This is a genomic window from Cupriavidus sp. GW821-FHT07C08, from assembly GCF_059419025.1.
The window spans coordinates 291216-308458 of sequence record NZ_JBWKQZ010000001.1 but is presented as its reverse complement, the minus strand read 5'-3'; the positions used below and the strand labels follow the sequence as shown (position 1 = coordinate 308458).

16 protein-coding genes and 1 tRNA gene are annotated in these 17243 nt (G+C 68.5%); 6 read left to right on the top strand and 11 right to left on the bottom strand.

Annotated features, from left to right (window positions below; translation table 11 throughout):
- Positions 1–241: 241 nt before the first annotated feature.
- Genes AC07UK_RS01490 through AC07UK_RS01480 form a run of 3 tightly spaced genes read left to right on the top strand, consistent with a single transcriptional unit; the run spans position 242 to position 3425 of the window.
- The gene (locus AC07UK_RS01490; protein ID WP_494685382.1) at positions 242–1237 is read left to right on the top strand and encodes a Bug family tripartite tricarboxylate transporter substrate binding protein; all 996 of its coding nucleotides are present in this window, start codon (positions 242–244) and stop codon (positions 1235–1237) included.
- An 11-nt stretch (positions 1238–1248) separates the two neighbouring features.
- Positions 1249–2262: an NADPH:quinone oxidoreductase family protein gene (locus AC07UK_RS01485; RefSeq protein WP_494685383.1), complete on the top strand. Its 1014-nt coding sequence runs from the start codon at positions 1249–1251 to the stop codon at positions 2260–2262.
- 14 nt (positions 2263–2276) lie between these two features.
- The gene (locus AC07UK_RS01480; protein ID WP_494685384.1) at positions 2277–3425 is read left to right on the top strand and encodes a CaiB/BaiF CoA transferase family protein; all 1149 of its coding nucleotides are present in this window, start codon (positions 2277–2279) and stop codon (positions 3423–3425) included.
- Positions 3426–3489: 64 nt separating this feature from the next.
- On the opposite strand, the gene AC07UK_RS01475 is transcribed toward AC07UK_RS01480, so the two are convergent.
- The 3 genes from AC07UK_RS01475 to AC07UK_RS01465 all read right to left on the bottom strand — a co-directional run bounded on the left by AC07UK_RS01475 (position 3490) and on the right by AC07UK_RS01465 (position 6292).
- Positions 3490–3566, bottom strand: a tRNA-Val gene (locus AC07UK_RS01475).
- Between the two features lie 84 nt (positions 3567–3650).
- Complete coding sequence (locus tag AC07UK_RS01470) at positions 3651–5210, bottom strand: class I adenylate-forming enzyme family protein (RefSeq protein WP_436221899.1); 1560 nt, start codon at positions 5208–5210, stop codon at positions 3651–3653.
- A gap of 65 nt (positions 5211–5275) precedes the next feature.
- Entirely contained in the window at positions 5276–6292 is a 1017-nt protein-coding gene (locus AC07UK_RS01465) for a tripartite tricarboxylate transporter substrate binding protein (protein ID WP_494685385.1), read from the bottom strand.
- Positions 6293–6619: 327 nt separating this feature from the next.
- Here AC07UK_RS01465 and AC07UK_RS01460 point away from each other — a divergent pair, with 327 nt between their 5' ends.
- Together AC07UK_RS01460 and AC07UK_RS01455 are read left to right on the top strand one after the other, a co-directional pair.
- The gene (locus tag AC07UK_RS01460; protein WP_013956979.1) at positions 6620–6940 is read left to right on the top strand and encodes a helix-turn-helix domain-containing protein; all 321 of its coding nucleotides are present in this window, start codon (positions 6620–6622) and stop codon (positions 6938–6940) included.
- Complete coding sequence (locus tag AC07UK_RS01455) at positions 6933–8255, top strand: HipA domain-containing protein (protein WP_436221897.1); 1323 nt, start codon at positions 6933–6935, stop codon at positions 8253–8255. Before AC07UK_RS01460 ends, AC07UK_RS01455 begins: the two co-directional genes overlap by 8 nt.
- A gap of 6 nt (positions 8256–8261) precedes the next feature.
- Here the strand turns inward: AC07UK_RS01455 and AC07UK_RS01450 are convergent, their stop codons facing one another.
- The 7 genes from AC07UK_RS01450 to dapC form a co-directional block, all read right to left on the bottom strand.
- Positions 8262–9524, bottom strand: coding sequence for an MFS transporter (locus tag AC07UK_RS01450; RefSeq protein ID WP_494685386.1), 1263 nt, complete (start codon positions 9522–9524; stop codon positions 8262–8264).
- A 341-nt stretch (positions 9525–9865) separates the two neighbouring features.
- Positions 9866–10759, bottom strand: a complete 894-nt coding sequence (prmB, locus tag AC07UK_RS01445; RefSeq protein WP_494685387.1) for a 50S ribosomal protein L3 N(5)-glutamine methyltransferase — start codon at positions 10757–10759, stop codon at positions 9866–9868.
- A gap of 26 nt (positions 10760–10785) precedes the next feature.
- Complete coding sequence (dapE, locus tag AC07UK_RS01440; protein ID WP_494685388.1) at positions 10786–11949, bottom strand: succinyl-diaminopimelate desuccinylase; 1164 nt, start codon at positions 11947–11949, stop codon at positions 10786–10788.
- A gap of 19 nt (positions 11950–11968) precedes the next feature.
- On the bottom strand, positions 11969–12316 hold the full coding sequence (locus AC07UK_RS01435; protein ID WP_436221894.1) for an ArsC family reductase: 348 nt from the start codon (positions 12314–12316) through the stop codon (positions 11969–11971).
- A gap of 22 nt (positions 12317–12338) precedes the next feature.
- Positions 12339–12722 carry a hypothetical protein gene (locus tag AC07UK_RS01430; protein WP_011615476.1) on the bottom strand — a complete coding sequence of 128 codons (384 nt, stop codon included), beginning with the start codon at positions 12720–12722 and terminating at the stop codon, positions 12339–12341.
- A gap of 96 nt (positions 12723–12818) precedes the next feature.
- Positions 12819–13646: a 2,3,4,5-tetrahydropyridine-2,6-dicarboxylate N-succinyltransferase gene (dapD, locus tag AC07UK_RS01425; protein ID WP_436221893.1), complete on the bottom strand. Its 828-nt coding sequence runs from the start codon at positions 13644–13646 to the stop codon at positions 12819–12821.
- Between the two features lie 69 nt (positions 13647–13715).
- The gene (dapC, locus tag AC07UK_RS01420; protein WP_494685389.1) at positions 13716–14915 is read right to left on the bottom strand and encodes a succinyldiaminopimelate transaminase; all 1200 of its coding nucleotides are present in this window, start codon (positions 14913–14915) and stop codon (positions 13716–13718) included.
- Positions 14916–15108: 193 nt separating this feature from the next.
- Between dapC and AC07UK_RS01415 the strand changes: the two genes are divergently transcribed.
- Entirely contained in the window at positions 15109–16077 is a 969-nt protein-coding gene (locus AC07UK_RS01415) for a DMT family transporter (RefSeq protein WP_494685390.1), read from the top strand.
- 17 nt (positions 16078–16094) lie between these two features.
- Here the strand turns inward: AC07UK_RS01415 and AC07UK_RS01410 are convergent, their stop codons facing one another.
- On the bottom strand, positions 16095–16922 hold the full coding sequence (locus AC07UK_RS01410; protein WP_494685391.1) for a ferritin-like domain-containing protein: 828 nt from the start codon (positions 16920–16922) through the stop codon (positions 16095–16097).
- Positions 16923–17243: the final 321 nt, after the last annotated feature.

The window sequence follows — 17243 nt, the reverse complement described above, 5'->3', positions numbered from 1 at the left end:
GGGGCGTGATGGTGCCGGGTGGCGCAGGGGTGGTGCGGGGCATTGTAGCGCCGCTCACCGCCTTGGCCGTGTCAGCGGGGAGGGGTAGGGCAATGCGGCGCTGCGCCATGCCTGGCAGGACTTGACCCGCGCCGCGCGGGAATCACGCCAGGCGGGGTGCTGGCCTAGACTGCGTTGGCATCCCTCGCGCACCGCACTCCCGCGGGCACCACAGAAGGGAGCCAGGACAGGAGACACACCGATGCAACACCGTTCCGCACGGCTGCGCGCAGCCGCAGCCGCCATGCTGCTGGCGGCCATCCCGGCGGCAGTCTGCGCCGCCGATCCCGCCTCTGCCGAACCCTACCCGTCGCGCCCGCTGACCATCGTGGTGCCGTCGGTGGCGGGCAATGTGAACGATGCCGTGGCGCGGCTGATCGGGCAGGAGCTGACCAGGAGCTGGGGCCAGCCGGTCATCGTCGACAACAAGCCTGGCGCGGGCACCACCACGGGCACCAAGTACGTCGCCCGCGCGGCAAAGGATGGTTACACCGCGCTGTTGACCTTCACCGCGCACGTGCAGAATCCGTCGCTGTATCGGGGTATCGGCTATGACCCGATCGCGGACTTCACGCCGGTCAGCGAGGTGGCGATCTCGTCCACCATCCTGGCGGTGTCGCCGGACTTCCCGGCGCGCACGCTGCCGGAGGTGGTGGCACTGCTCAAGGCCAATCCCGGCAAGTATCCGTATGGGTCGTATGGCGCGGGCACGACCGGCCATATCCTGGGTGAGCTGCTCAAGCGCGAGGCCGGGCTGCAGATGGAGCACGTCGCCTACAAGGGCGGCGCGCCGCTGGCCACCGACCTGGCAGCCGGCCATGTGAAGCTGGGCTTTATTGCCGTGGGCACGGCCATGCCGCTGCTGCAGGGCGGCAAGCTGGTGCCGGTGGCGATCGCCGGCGCGGAGCGTTCGGCGCTGCTGCCCAAGGTGCCGACCTTCCGGGAGGCCGGCTACAAGGGCTTCGAGCCCGATGCGTGGATGGGCCTGCTGTTCCCCGCCGGCGTGCCCAAGGCACGGGTCGATGCCTTGTCGCGCGAGGTCGCGCGCATCGTGCGCCTGCCGGAAATCGCGAAGAAGATGCAGGACCTGAACCTGGTGCCGATCGGCAGCACGCCGGAAGCCTTCGCCACGGTGATGAAGAACGACCGCGACAAATGGAGCCGCATCATCAGCGATGTCGGCATCACGCTCGAATGACAGGAGTGCCGATGCAAGCAAAAGATTACCTGGGGCTGGTCTGCTCCCGCTGGTGCCACTGGAGCGAGCTGGCACTGCGACGCCTCCCGCGCCAGCCGCTGGCACCGGGCCAGGTGCGCATCCGCGTGCGCCATGCCGGGGTGGGCTTTGCGCTGAGCCTGTTTGTGTCCGGCAAGTACCAGCGCAAGCCGCCGCTGCCGTTCACCCCAGGCACCGAGGTCGCGGGCGAGATCATCGAGGTGGCGCCTGATGTGACTCGCCTGCACCCGGGCCAGCGCGTGGCAGCGGCGCTGGACTGGGGCGGCTTCGCCGAGGAAGTGGTGGCCATGGCCGACACGGTCTATCCGGTGCCTGACGGGCTGGAGCTGGCCCAGGCGGCCGCGCTGCCCGTCACCTATGGCACGGTCTGGGCCGCGCTGGCCTGGCGCGCCGCGCTGCAGCCGGGAGAAACCATGCTGGTCCATGGCGCCAGCGGCGCGCTGGGCACGGCCGCGGTGCAGGTGGGCCGGCTGATGGGCGCGCGCGTGATCGCCACCGCCAGCACCGAGGCCAAGCGCGAGGCGGCGCTGCGCAACGGCGCTGCGCATGCGCTGCCGTCCGACGCGGCCACGCTGGCGGCAGCGGTCAAGGCGCTGTGCCCCGCGGGCGGTGCCGACGTGGTGTTCGACCCGGTCGGCGGCGATCTCTTCGACGCCTCGCTGCGCTGCGCGGCGCCGGGCGCGCGGCTGCTGTCGATCGGCTATGCCAGCGGGCGCATCCCGGAGGTGCCGGCCAACCTGCTGCTGGTGAAGAACCTGAGCCTGATCGGCTTCAACTACGGCTACTACATCGGCTGGGGCCTGACCGACGAGCGCCGGCGCTTTGCGCAGCCGGTGCAGGCGATGGTGGCCGAGATCATGCAGGCGGCAGCCAGCGGCAAGCTGGCGCCGCCCGTGCTGCAGCACTTCCCGCTGAACGACTGGCTCAACGCCGTCGACACCACGATGTCGCGCCGCGCCATCGGCAAGGTCATGCTGGATATCTGAACGGAGAGCACGACATGCACCAAGCACAAGCGGCAACTGACGATGCCATGTTCGACGGCCTGACCGTGCTAGACCTGAGCCAGGGCATCGCCGGCCCGTACTGCGGCCTGATCCTGCGCCAGCAGGGCGCGCGCGTGATCAAGGTGGAGCCGCCGGGCGGCGACTGGTCGCGGCAGATGGGGCGCATCCGCGCCGGCCAGACCGCGATTGCGGTCGCCTGCAACGCGGGCAAGGAGAGCGTACTGCTGGACGCGCGCAGCGGCAGCGGCCGGGCCGCCATCGCCAGGCTGGCGCAGCAGGCCGACGTGGTGATCCAGAATTTCCGCCCCGGCGTGGCCGAGCGCATGGGCGTTGGCTACGAGGCACTGGCCGCGCGCAACCCGGCGCTGGTCTATGTCTCGATCTCGGGCTACGGCCATGCCGGCCCGATGGCGAACATGCCTGCGGTGGACACCACCATGCAGGCCTTCAGCGGCCTGATGCACCTGAACCGCGACAGTGCCGGCCAGCCGCGCCGCATCGCCTTCTACATGGTCGACCTGAGCACCGGGCTCTATGCGGCCCAGCATGCGTCGGCAGCGCTGTACAAGGCCGCGCGCAACGGCCGCGGCCGGCACGTGCGGCTGTCACTGCTGGAGACCAGTGCCGCGCTGCAGTCCTACCTGATGGTGGATGACGCCATGTTCCCCGATGCTGAGCTGGCCGTGGCCAATGCGCCCACCGGGCTGTTCGATGCGGCCGATGGCCGGCTGTACCTCAGCATGCTCAACGACGCCATGTTTGTACGGCTGGCAACGCTGCTGGGCTTCGACGACTGGCTGGCCGATCCGGCGCTGCACACCAGCGCCGGCCGTTTGCCGCGCGCGGCGGCGTTGGTCCGGCGCGTGGCGCAGGCCATTGCCGCACAGCCGCTGGCGCACTGGGAGGCGCTGCTGACCGAGCACGATGTGCTGTTCGCGCGCGTGGGCCATGCGCGGGACCTGCTGGATAGCGCGCAATGCGCGCAGGCGGGCGTGTTCGGCCGACTGCCGCTGGCAGGGGTGGGCGAAGTGCCGTGGGCCAACCTGCCAGGCATGGCAGGATCGGAACGGCCGGCAGGGAATGCGCCGGCGCTGGGCCAGCATACCGAAGCGGTGCTGGCGGAGTTCGGCATCGGCACTTGAAACCGGCGCCGGAAAAGAAAAACGGACGGTGCGCGATGCGTACCGTCCGTGTTCCGTTGTGCGTTGGTAGGCTCGATTGGACTCGAACCAACGACCCCCACCATGTCAAGGTGGTGCTCTAACCAGCTGAGCTACGAGCCTAGCGAAGGCGCGAATTATAGAGACGCCTTTTCGATTGTGCAAGCACCCGCGCCAACTTTTTGCGCGTGTGCCGTGCGCAGCGCGTCAGGCGCCAGTGATGCGGTCGCGCAGTTCGCGCTTGAGCACCTTGCCGATGGCGCTGCGCGGCAGGCTCTCCACCTCATGGATCGCGGCCAGCCGCTGGGTCTTGCCCAGGTGCTGGTTGGCCCAGGCCAGCACGTCCTGCGCCGTGGCGCCGCCGCCGGCGCGCAGCGCGACGAAGGCCACCGGGGTCTCGCCCCAGCGCTCCGACGGCACGCCCACCACCGATACGTCGGCCACCGCCGGGTGTTCGCGCACCACCGCCTCGAGATCGCTCGGGTAGATGTTGAAGCCGCCGGAGATGATCATGTCCTTCTTGCGGTCCATCAGCACCAGGAAGCCGTCTTCGTCGAAGCGGCCGATATCTCCGGTGCGGATAAAGCGCTGGCCCTGCGCGTCGTGCCATTCGGTCTCAGCGGTTTTCTCCGGCTGGTTGTGGTAGCCGTTCATCATCGCCGCCGAACGGCCCACCACTTCGCCGGTGCTGCCGGGCGGCAGCTCGCGGCCCTCGTCGTCGATGATGCGCACGTCGGCACCGGTGGCGGGGCGCCCCACGGTATGCAGCTTGTCGGGGAACTGGTCGGCGAACAGCAGGCAGCCGCCGCCGCCTTCGGTCATGCCGTACAGCTCGGTCAGCGCGCCCGGCCAGCGCCGCAGCACTTCGGCCTTCAGGGCGGGGCTGAACGGCGCGCTGGTGCAGAACTTCTGCTGGAAGGACGACAGGTCATGGCGGTCGAATTCCGGATGCGCCAGCAGCCGCTGGTATTGCACCGGCACCAGCATGGTGTGCGTGGCGCGATGCTGCTGCGCCAGCGCCAGGTACTGGCCCGCATCGAACTTGGTCATCAGGATCGCCGTGCCGCCCAGGCCGATGGTCGGGAAGAAGCTGGCCAGCGTGGTGTTGGAATACAGCGGCGTCGACAGCAGCGTGATCGCATGCGTGCCGTAGCCGGTGGCGGCGCCGCGCGACACATGGGCCCAGCGCATGCCGTGCGACTGCACGATGCCCTTGGGGGTGCCGGTGGTGCCGGAGGAATAGATGATGTTGAGCGGCATCTCCGGGCGGATCCCGGGCTCGGTCACCGGCGTGCCGGCGGGTGCCAGCCAGGCCTGGTACGGCTGGCCTGCGTCGCTGCCGTCCAGCGTGACGATGGGCGTGGCGGCCAGTTGGTCGCGCACGGGCTGCAGCACGTCGGCCACGGTGGCATCCGTGAACAGGATGCGCGCGCCCGCGTCGGCAACCATGCCGGCCAGGCTGTCCGGCGTGGATGACGGCGCCAGCGGCGCCACCACCACGCCGGCGCGCACCGCGCCCAGGTACACCGCGGCGTATTCGATCGAGGACGACGCGCAGATGGCGATGGCTTCGCCGGGGCGCACGCCGTCGCGGGCCAGCGCCGCGGCGATGCGGTCCATGGCGGCATCGAGACCGGCATAGTCGAGCGCGCGCTCGCCATGCATCAGGGCGCGCTGCGTGGGGCGCTGCGTGGCGTGCTCGCGCACGAGCACGGACATGGTGGTGAAGGGGCGTTGAAGTGGGGTCGGTGGGGTCGGTTGGGTCATGTTCGGCAAGGGGATGCGGGTGCCAGCGTGGCGCACCCGAAGAGCGATGATGGATCGAAGCAGACTTACTGGATCTGTGCGCCGGAGTCCTTCACCACCTTGCTCCAGCGGTTGATCTCGGCGTCGATATGGGTGCGCAGCGCGGCGGGCGTCGAGCCCACCGGCTCATAGCCGTTGGCGGCCAGCGTGGCCTTCAGTTCGGGCTGGCGCAGCACCGTGGCAATCTCGGTGCTGAGCCGGTCGATCACGGGCTGCGGCGTGCCGGCCGGTGCCAGCACCGCGTACCAGCCGGTGATGCTGATGCCCGGCACGCCGGCCTCGGCCAGCGTCGGCACCTCGGGCGCGACCGCGGCGCGCTGGCTGCCGGTCACGGCCAGTGCGCGCAGCTTGCCGCTCTTCACGTGCGGCAGGGTGGTGGAGATGCTGTCGAAGGTCAGCTGGACCTCGCCCGACAGCATTGCCGTCACCACCTGCGCGCTGCCCTTGTACGGAACGTGGGTCATCTTGATGCCCGCGACGGAATCGAACAATTCACCCGCCAGGTGGCCGGTATTGCCGTTGCCGGCCGAGGCGAAGGTCAGCTTGCCGGGGGCGGCCTTGGCCTCGGCAATCAGCTCCTTCACGTTGGTGGCCTGCAGCGAAGGGCTCCCGGCCAGGATCATCGGCAGGTTGGCCACCAGCGAGACCGGCGCGAAGTCCTTGCGTGTGTCATAGGGCAGCTTCGGGTACAGGCTGGCATTGATGGCATGGGCCGCCAGCACCATGATCAGGGTGTAGCCGTCGGGCTTGGCCCGCGCCAGCGCCTGGCTGGCGATGGTGCCGCCGGCGCCGGGCCGGTAGTCCAGCACCACGGGCTGGCCCAGGCGCTCCTGCAGCCTGGCGGCGACCGGGCGCGCCAGCAGGTCGGCGCTGCCGCCCGGCGGGTAGGGGATCAGCAGCTGGATCGGGCGCGATGGCCAGGTCTCGGCGCTGGCGCCGGACGGCAAGGCGGCGGTGGTGACCATGGCGGCCGTGGCCAGCATGCCGGCCAGCCATGCACGGCGGCCCAGGGCGGGGCGCCGGGATGCGATCAGGGATGCCATCAGCTTGTCTCCTTGTTGTGCCGGCCGCGGGCGCAGCCGTTGTCCCTTGTCGCCAGGTCGGGCTGGGATGTTGGTGTCACAAACGGTAAAGGTGTAAGCCCGCCAGCGGAATTCTTAAATCGATAAGTCTGGCTTTTTACAAGCGAAGCGGTAGGGCGGCACCGGTGCGAAATGGTTGTGCCCGGCGGCCGGCTACAGCAATAATCTTTGCGAATGGGGAGATTTTGCCGGTTGGCCGTGTTCAGAGGGTTGAATCTTTGCAATCAGGGAGATTTCTTGATTTTCTTGCCCGGAAACACTAAAGTCTTTGCAATCAAGGAGATTTTTGTGCCAGTGACCCTCACCGAACCCGGCGATATCGGCGCCTTCGTGCGCGCTGCCCGCAAGGCGCAAGGCCTGCGCCAGGACGATGCCGCAGGCGCCATCGGCGTCAGCGAGAACTTCATGGTGCGCGTAGAGAACGGCGCCGAAGGCATCCAGTGGGGCAAGCTGTTCCAGGTGCTGGAAGGGCTTGGCCTGCGCGTGGTGGTCGACATGCCGGAGGCGGCGGCGCCGCTGGTAGCGGCCGAGCTCGCCAAGCTCAGGCAGCGCCAGGCGCGCAGCCGCAACCGGCGCGCAGCGGTCAAGGGAGGCGACCAGCATGGCTGAGCGTGTACTGGTCGCCAGCATCAACGGCACGCCGGTGGGCGAGCTACATGAGGCCAGCGATGCCTGGTCGTTCCGCTATGACGCGGCGTGGCTGGGCAACCCGCACGCCTTCGCGCTGAGCCCGGCGCTGCCGCTGCAGCCGGAGGCGCTCGCCGATGGCAGCACGATGAGGCCGGTGCAGTGGTACTTCGACAACCTGCTGCCCGAAGACGGCCAGCGTGCGCTGCTGGCACGCGATGCCAGCATCCGCAACGAGGCCGATGCCTTTGCCCTGCTGGCGCACTATGGGGCGGAATCGGCGGGCTCGCTGACGCTGCTGCCGCCCGGCCGCGGGCCGGCCACGGCGCCAGCCCTGCGCCCCTTGAGCGACGCCGCGCTCGACGCCCGCATCCACAGCCTGCCCAGCGTGCCGCTTACACATGGCGCGGTCAAGCGCATGTCGCTGGCCGGCGCCCAACACAAGCTGGCGGTGGTGCTGCAGGACGGCGCGCTGTTCGAGCCCGGCGCGGATACGCCGTCCACGCATATCCTCAAGCCGACGCACCAGATGCAGGAGATCTATCCGCATTCGGTCATCAACGAGTGGTTCGTGATGTCGCTGGCCGCGCGGCTGAAGCTGGAGGTGCCGCCGGTGCACCGGCGCTATGTGCCGTCGCCGGTCTACCTGATCGACCGTTTCGATCGCCACCTCACGCAGCAAGGGCAGTGGCAGCGGCTGCATGCGATCGATGCCTGCCAGCTGCTGAACCTGCCGCGCACCTTCAAGTACGACCAGGGCAGCGTCGGGCGGCTGGCGCAACTGGCAACGCTGTGCCGCGCGCCGGCGGTGGCGCGGGCACGGCTGTTCGACTGGCTGGTGTTCAACATCCTGGTGGGCAATTCGGATGCGCACCTGAAGAACCTGAGCTTCCTGGTGTCCGATGCCGGCATTGCGCTGGCGCCGTTCTACGACCTGCTCAGCGAGGCGGCTTACGCCACCCGCACCTATGACAAGACCGGCTGGCCGCAGGCGCACCGCTTTGCCTGGCCGGTGCTGGGGGTGGAGTTCTACAGCGATTTCTCGCGCGCGCTGGTGCTGGAGGCAGGGCGCGCGCTGGGCCTGACTGGCGTGACCGCCGAGCGGCGGCTGGACGCCATGCTGCGCGGCATCGGGCCGGCCGCGCAGGCGCTCTATGTGCAGGCCGAGCAACAGAACGCGGCCATGGCGCGGGAGCGCCCGGCGCTCACCGGCGGGTTTGCCGGCGAACTGGCCTGCCTGCGCGTGATCCGCTTCACCATCATCGCCGACATGGTGCGGGCGCTTGCCGCGGCCTGAGTCTGGCTAATGACTGGTGGGATGCGGCTGGCTGAAGAAGTAGGGCACCAGTGCGGCGGCAATCAGCAGGCCCGCGGACAGGAAGATCGCCGCATAGGTGGAGGGCAGCGGCCAGCCACGCACATGGCCGGCATTGGCGATCAGCCCGTAGCCCCATGACGTCAGCGCCGATCCCAGGAACACAAAGGTGTTGAGCAGGCCCAGCCCGCGCCCGCGCCGCGACGGCGGGACCAGCCCGCGGCCCTGCGCCATCACCAGCGGGTGCAGCATGCCGATGGTCGACAGCAGCGCCATCATCGCCACGCCGTAGCCGATGCCGCTGTCCGGCCATAACGCCAGCAGGAACGAGGCCGACATGGCAAAGCACGACCAGCCGGCGATGGCGGTCTTGAGCGTGTTGCGGCGTACCAGCACCGGCAGCAGGAAGGCGGTCAGGAAGCCGGCCAGGCTCAGCAGCGCCAGCGCCACCCCGCGCGGCGCCGAGCCCAGGCCGAACACGTCGGCCAGGTAGGGGCCGCTCCAGGCATTGCGGAAGGCGGTGCCGGCGGACATCGCCACGCACAGCGGAATCAGCGTCCACAGCGGCGCCAGCTTCAGCAACTGCAGGCTTTCCGACAGCATCGCCGGCCACGACGCGCTGCGGGCCTCGGCATGGCCCTGGTCGCGCACGAAGCGCCACACGCCATAGCAGGCCACGACCATGCCCAGCGCCGATACCGCCATCGACGGGCGCCAGCCGATCAGCGAGATGGCCCAGCCCAGCGGCGCCGTGGCACACAGCGCGCCGATCATGCCCATGGCATTGGAGCGGCTGACCACGCGGGTGTAGTCGCGCTCGGACAGCTGCTCGGAGGCGAAATGCAGCAGGCCCATGAAGACCGGCGCGCACGCCAGCCCCAGCCCCACCTGCGCCAGCGTGGCCGCCGCGCCGTTGGGCGCCAGCACGAACAGGATCGACGACACGGCGCCCACCGCCAGCAGCAGCGCGGTCGGCCGGCCCACGCCGTAGCGGTCGAAGGCAATGCCCACGGGAATCTGCGCCACGGCAAAGGCCAGGAAGAACGACGAAGACAGTGCGCCAAAGCCCGCCGGCGACAGCCCGAAATCTTGCTGCAGCTCGGGCGCCATCACCGCCAGGCAGGAGCGGAAGAACTGGCTGAGCGCAAAGGCGAATGTCAGCAGGGCGATACCGCGCGCGGCGTGCGCTGCCGGGGCATGGGCGGGCAGGGCGTCGGGCGATGCGGGGAGGCGGGCGTTGCTGGGGGTCACGGCTTCAGGGTTTGCCGCCGCACTGGCTGCGGGGCGAAGGCGCTATGGTTGGCGGGTATCTGCACCGAGTGTAGAGCGGGCGCGGTATTCATGGCCGGGGGATGGCCGGTGTTCGCCCAGTTTGCGCAGCACTTCGTCGAAACGCCGGCCCTCACCCCAGCCCTCTCCCGCAAGCGGGAGAGGGAGCACCCAATCGGTCAGCGAAAAACGGTGGTTCTACCAACCACGCCGGCGTTCCGCCGGTTTGCTCCCTTCTCCCGCTTGTGGGAGAGGGGCAGGGGGTGAGGGGAGGCACTGGCAGACCGACAGTCCGGTTTGAATTGCTCCCCTACCGTAACAAACTACCCCGGCAGCGCGTCATACGTCAGCAAGAACACCTGCTCATCGCCCGCGCTGACCGGCAGCCAGACGATTTCCAGCTCGGGGAACGCAGCTTCCACGTTGGCGTGCTCGTTGCCGATCTCCACCACCAGCACGCCGCCCGGGTTCAGGTGCGCCTTGGCGCCGGCGATGATCCGCCGCACCACGTCCATGCCGTCGTCGCCGCCGGCCAGGGCGATGCGCGGCTCGGCCAGGTATTCCGGCGGCAGCGCCTGCATCGAGCCTTCGTTGACGTAGGGCGGGTTGGTCAGGATCACGTCGTAGGTGGCGCCATGCGGCAGCGGCGCGTACAGGTCGCCTTCATACAGCTGGATGCGGTCGTCCATCTTGTAGTCGGCCACGTTGCGGCGTGCCACGGCGAGCGCGTCGGGCGAGATGTCGACGGCGTCGATCTTCGCGTTCGGCCAGACGTGCGCGGCCACGATCGGCAGGCAGCCGGAACCGGTGCACAGCTCCAGCACTGGGCCGATGCTGTCGGTCTCGCCGACCCAGGGCTCCAGCCCGTCCTGCAGCAGTTCGCCGATAAAGCTGCGCGGCACGATCACGCGTGAATCGACGTAGAAGCGCAGGCCGTGCATAAAGGCCTCGTGCGTGATGTAGGCGGCCGGCACGCGCTCATTGACGCGGCGGTCGATGACCTTGAGCACGGCATCGACTTCCTCGGGCAGCAGGCGCGCGTCCAGGAAGGGGTCGAGCGTGTCGAGCGGCAGGTTCAGCGTATGCAGCACCAGGTAGGCGGCTTCGTCATAGGCATTGGCGCTGCCGTGGCCGAAGGACAGGCGCGCGGCGGTAAAGCGCGAGACTGCGAGACGCAGCAGGTCGCGCACGGTGCGCAGGGGAGAGGGCGTTGCCATGTATGGGTGTCTTTCGGCGAAAAAAATCAGGCGACGAGACGTTCCAGTACGCCGCGGTAAACGTTCTTCAGCGGCTCGATGAAGCGCACTTCAACGTGCTCGTCGATCTTGTGGATGCTGGCGTTGGGCGGGCCGAACTCGATCACCTGCGGGCAGATCCTGGCGATAAAGCGCCCGTCAGAAGTGCCGCCGGTGGTCGACAGCTCGGTCTTGACGCCGGTCTCGGCCTCGATCGCCGACGACAGCGCGTCGGACAGCTCGCCGCGCGGGGTCAGGAAGGGCTCGCCGCCCAGGGTCCAGTCCAGCGCGTATTCCAGCTGGTGGCGGTCCAGGATCGCATGCACGCGCGCCTTCAGGCCTTCAGGCGTGCTGGCGGTCGAGAAGCGGAAGTTGAAGTCGATGGTGACGTGGCCCGGGATCACGTTGGTGGCGCCGGTGCCGCCGTGGATGTTCGACATCTGCCAGCTGGTCGGCGGGAAGTATTCATTGCCCTGGTCCCAGACCTCGGCGGCCAGCTCGGCCAGCGCCGGCGCGGCTTCGTGGATCGGGTTGCGGCCCAGGTGCGGGTAGGCGATGTGGCACTGGATGCCCTTGACCGTGAGCTTGCCCGACAGCGAGCCGCGGCGGCCGTTCTTGACCATGTCGCCGAGCGTGTCGACCGAGGTCGGCTCGCCGATCACGCAGTAGTCCAGGCGCTCGCCGCGCGCGGACAGTGCCTCGACCACCTTGATGGTGCCGTCGTGCGCCGGGCCTTCCTCGTCGCTGGTGATCAGGAAGGCGATCGAGCCGGCATGCGCAGGGTGCGCCTTGACGAACTCTTCCACCGCCACCACGAAGCCGGCGATCGAGGTCTTCATGTCGGCGGCGCCGCGGCCGTACAGCTTGCCGTCGCGGTGCGTCGGTTCGAACGGGTCCGAATGCCACTGCTCCAGCGGGCCGGTCGGCACCACGTCGGTATGGCCGGCAAAGACCAGCAGCTTGCCGTCCTTGCCCTGCGTGCCGCGCTTGACCGCCCACAGGTTGGTCACGCGGAAATCGTCGGGGCCGCTGACGAGCGCTTCGCAGTCAAAGCCGAGCGCCTTCAGGCGGGTTTCCAGGATGGCCTGGCAGCCTTCGTCGGCGGGCGTGACGGAGCGGCGGCGGATCAGGTCTTCGGTGAGGGCGAGGGTGGCGGCGAGGGTGGCGGTCATCGGACTACGGAAATGGAAATCAGAACTGGCCGGCGTACTGGTCGGCGGAGAAACCGACCATCACCTTGCCATCATGGGCCAGCACCGGGCGCTTGATCAGCGACGGGCTTTGCTGCATCAGCGCGATCGCGCCGGCTTCCTGTTCGGCGCGGGCCTTGTCGGCGTCCGACAGCGCGCGCCAGGTCGTGCCCTTGCGGTTGAGCAGCGTCGCCAGCGGTACATGCTTCAGCCAGCCGCGCAGCATGGCTTCATCCACGCCCTGCTTCTTGAAGTCGTGGAAGCTGTAGGCCACGCCATTGGCATCCAGCCAGGTGCGGGCTTTCTTGACGGTATCGCAGTTGGGAATGCCGTAGAGCAGGACGGTCATGGCTAGTCTTGATGGATTGGATTCAGCGGAACAGCAGGTTCAGCGCGATCACCAGGCCGCCCAGGCCCAGCGCCACGCCGCCCATGGCCACCGCGGTCATCAGGCGCAGGCGGCGGTCCAGCCGGGCGGCTTCCTTGCGCAGCGCGTCGATGGTGATGGCATGTTGCTCGGCCAGCAGCTTGACGGCCTCGGCCTGCTGCACGGCAGCGGCTTCCAGCTCGGCAATGCGGGCGGCGGGATCACGCGTGTCGGCCACCGCGCCTTCCGGCGTTCCATCCTTGCGCTTGTTCTTCTTCAGTTTCTCGATGGTCTTGTTGGCCTGCTCGAGAATGGTGGGCAGCAGGGAGAGCACGGTACTGACGGTGGTGGGATCCAGGGCCATGAGTCGCTTGCGGAGGGAAGGCATGTCAGCCTGGCCAGGCGGGGTGACAACGGAAATACTGCCCCGGGGCCGGACCCCGGGGCGGGGCGGCGCAGCCGTTGCGGGCCGCGCCAGGCGCGCTCAGTCGCCGCGCAGCAGGTCGTTCAGGCTGGTCTTGGCGCGGGTCTGCGCGTCGACCTTCTTCACGATCACGGCGCAGTACAGGCTGTACTTGCCATCCTTGGACGGCAGGTTGCCAGCCACCACCACCGAGCCCGCCGGCACGCGGCCATAGTGGATCTCGCCGGTTTCGCGGTCATAGATCTTGGTCGACTGGCCCAGGTACACGCCCATCGAGATCACCGAGTTCTCTTCCACGATCACGCCTTCAACCACTTCCGAGCGCGCGCCGATAAAGCAGTTGTCTTCGATGATGACCGGGTTGGCCTGCAGCGGCTCCAGCACGCCGCCAATGCCCACGCCGCCCGACAGGTGGACGTTCTTGCCGATCTGCGCGCACGAACCGACCGTGGCCCAGGTGTCGACCATGGTGCCTTCATCGACGTAGGCGCCGATGTTGACGTACGACGGCATCAGCACAGCGTTCTTGGCGATGAACGAACCGCGGCGGGCCACGGCCGGCGGCACCACGCGGAAGCCGGCCTTGGCGAAGTCGTCGGCGCTCCAGTTGGCGAACTTGGTCGGCACCTTGTCGTAGAACTGGGCAAAGCCGCCGGCGCTCATCGGCGCGTTGTCTTCCAGGCGGAACGACAGCAGCACGGCCTTCTTGACCCACTGGTTGACGATCCAATCCTTGCCTTGCTTCTCGGCCACGCGCAGCGCGCCGGCATCGAGCTGGCTGATGACGTTGGCGACGGCCTCGCGGATGTCGTTGGGGGCGGACTTGGGCGACAGGCTGGTGCGGTCTTCCCAGGCCTGGTCGATCAGGGCTTGCAGAGCTTGCGTCATATGCGTTTCTTCAGTGGTTATCGGATAAAGGCGCAGCGGTCAGGCTGCGCCACGGTCATGGGTTGGCGCTCAGCCGAGCGCGCGGCAGAATTCAACGATCCGGCGCGCACCTTCCAGGCATTCCTCGGGTGTCGCCACCAGCGCCATGCGCACGCGGTTCGCACCCGGGTTGATGCCGTCGGCCTCGCGCGCCAGGTAGCTGCCGGGCAGCACGGTCACGTTCTGCTCGGCCAGCAGGCGCGCGGCGAATTCGGTATCGGTGAGGCCGGTGCGCGAGACATCGGCCCACAGGTAGAAGCCGGCATCGGGCAGCGCCACGTCCAGCACCTCGGCCAGCATCGGCGTGACTTCGCTGAACTTGCGCACGTAGGCGGCGCGGTTTTCGCGCACATGCGATTCATCGTTCCAGGCGGCGATGCTGGCGCTCTGCACCGCCGGGTTCATGGCGCCACCATGGTAGGTACGGTATAGCAGGAATTTCTTCAGCAGCGCGGCATCGCCGGCGACGAAGCCCGAGCGCAGGCCCGGCACGTTGGAGCGCTTGGACAGGCTCGAGAACATCACCAGCCGGTCAAAGCCACGGCCCAGCTTGTGCGCGGCTTCCAGCGCTCCCAGCGGGGCGCGGCCTTCGTCGAAATAGATCTCCGAGTAGCACTCGTCCGAGGCGATCACAAAGCCGTAGCGGTCCGACAGCGCAAACAGCTGCTTCCAGTCTTCCAGCGACAGCACCGCGCCGGTCGGATTGCCGGGCGTGCATACGAACAGCAGTTGCACCTTCTGCCAGACATCGTCGGCAATGCGGTCGAAGGCCGGGGCGAAGTTGCGCGCCGGATCGCTGTTGGCGAATACCGGGGTGGCGCCGGCCAGCAGCGCCGCGCCTTCGTAGATCTGGTAGAACGGGTTGGGGCACAGCACCAGCGCGCCCGGACGGGTGCCGTCGACCACGGTCTGGGCAAAGGCGAACAGCGCCTCGCGCGAGCCGGTCACCGGCAGCACTTCGGTGGCGGCGTTGACCTTGGGCAGGCCGTAGCGGCGTTCCAGCCAGCTGGCGATGCACTGCCGTAGTGCATCGGAACCTGCCGTTGTGGGATAATTCGCCAGCCCCGCGAGCGACTCTGCCAGCGCTTGCTTGATGAATTTAGGCGTCGGATGCTTGGGCTCACCGATGCCAAAGCTGATGGCCGGCTTGTCGGCAGGCTTTACCTGCGCAAAGAGCACCCGCAGTTTCTCGAACGGGTAGGGCTGGAGCAGGTCGAGGCGCGGATTCACGGTGTCAGTCGGGGCCGGTTAAAACGACGCATTATAGAGGAACGGCGCGGGTTTCCGTGCGCCGGCCCGGCCCGCGCGGCCGGCCGCGAGCACGGATGGCGGGCATCACGCCCTGGTGATGCCGCCGGCGCCGTCCGGACGCTGCCTGCTGTCACCGGCCGGCGGCCCGGCTCGCCTCGCACGGATTCCCTTTATGAGCACAAATACTGTTGCGGCGCAGCATGCGCCGGCCGACCGCCATGCGGTCAAGGCATCGCTTTCCATCCTGATCGGCGCCTCGGTCTGGGGCATCGCCTGGTTCCCGTACCGCGTGCTGGCGGGCTGGGGCCTGGGCGGCATGCACGCCGCGGCGCTGGTCAGCTCGGTCGCGGCCGTGCTGTCGCTGCTGGCCTTCCGCCGGCACCTGGCCGGCCTGCGCCCGCACTGGCTGTTCGTCGCCATCGGGCTGGCGGCGGGAGTGACCAACGCCGGCTTCGTCTGGGGCAGTGTCAACGGCCATGTGATGCGCGTGCTGCTGCTGTTCTACCTGACCCCGGTCTGGACCGCGCTGTTTGCCCGGCTGTTCCTGGGCGAGCGGCTGTCGGCGGCAGGGCTGTCGCTGGTGGCACTGGCCCTGTTCGGCGCCGGGCTGATGCTGTGGACGCCCGAGGTCGGCGTGCCGCTGCCAGGCTCTGCCGCGGAATGGTCGGGCCTGATCGGCGGCATGGGCTTTGCCGTCAACAATGTGCTGTCGCGCCGCGCCGGCCAGCGCTTCCCGGATATGGACGCACGCGTGCGCACGGTCGTGGTCTACCTGGGCTGCACGGTGGTGGGCGTGCCGGCCGCGCTGCTGCTGGATGGCCCGTCGGTGGCCATCGTCCCGGGCGCGCAGGTGAGCGTGGGCATGCTGGTGCTGGGCCTGGCGGCGGTGCTGGTAGTCAGCAACTCGGTGGTGCAATACGGGCTGCAGCGGCTGCCGGCCAACCGCGTGTCGCTGCTGATGCTGTTCGAGATCGTGATCGCGGCGGTATCGGCGTGGTGGCTGGCGACCGAGGTGCTGAGCTGGAAGGAAGCGGCCGGCGGCCTGTGCATCGTGGCGGCCGGGGCCTTGTCGGGGCTGGTGCACCGCAGCCGCGCGCCGGCGTCGGCCCCAGCAGGCGCCGAGGCAGCGGCATGTAACTGACCAACCCGATGCGCGGTTCAGTGCAGCATGACCCGCGACACCACTGCCACCAGCGGCGCCCGCACCGCGCGCTCCACGCCGCGGTGCAGGTGCAGCGGCCGCAGCAGCATCTTCACGGTCATTTCGATGGGGATGTTGCGCCGGATCACGCCGGACACGCGCGCATTGAGCGCGCGCACCTCGGTTTCGGACACGGCCTCTGCGCCGCGCTCCATGCGCAGCACATTGCGCAACGCGATCGCGGCGTCCTCGTTCTTGATCTCCAGCAGGCGGCGCGCCAGCGCGCCCAGCACGCGCAGCCGGCCCAGCCGCTCGGATGCCGCAAAGCGGTTGAAGTACTGGTAGAAGTGCTTGTAGTGCCGCACCTCGTCGTTGGAGATGCGCCGCGTGAGGTCGCGCAGCACCGGTTCGTCGCTGGCCTGTTCCAGCGCGCGGTAGTAGGCGGCGGTGCCGGTTTCCACCACGCATCGGGCCGCCATTTCCAGGGCCTCGGTCGGCTCGAACTGGTCGATTGAGCAGGTCTTGCTGTACTCGTCGAAGAAGCGCGCATAGCCGCGCTCCCAGTCGAATTCCGGCCAGACATGCTCGACATAGCGCCGCAGCGCCAGCCCGTGCTGCAGTTCCTCGGCCTCCCAGTGCTCGGCAAGCCAGTCGGCCGCGTCGGGCACCCGGGCGTAATAGGTGGCAAGGTTGCCGGCATAGGTGTCGGACCCGCTCTCGATGAACGAGGCTGACACCAGCAGGTAGAACAGGTCGCGGTCGCCGCGTACGCGTTCCACGTCGATCGCCTGGTAGTTGATGTCGCTGACAGACCACGGCCGGGCGGCCGCTGACGGTTCACTCATGCTCTGTCCTCCTGGTTGGCCAAGGGCTGCGAGGGGTGCGTTCATGGGTGCGCGACCCGGAGGGCATCCGAAGTCACGCCGACAGATCAGAGACTAGCATTTACCCTAATAAGTTTCCCAACGGTTGGCCGGCACGGATGACTGACAGCGCCTGCGGCGCCTGTCAAAGTGCATGTGGAATCGCTTGTAAGGGGCGGAATAGCAAGGGAAATCGGCCATGGGATATGACGCCGGGGCGACTGCCAAACGGGCCGGCGAAGGCATCTGCGATGGTATGATTAGCCCCAATTCTCGGGCCCGAGGGGTATTTTGAGGTGCTGG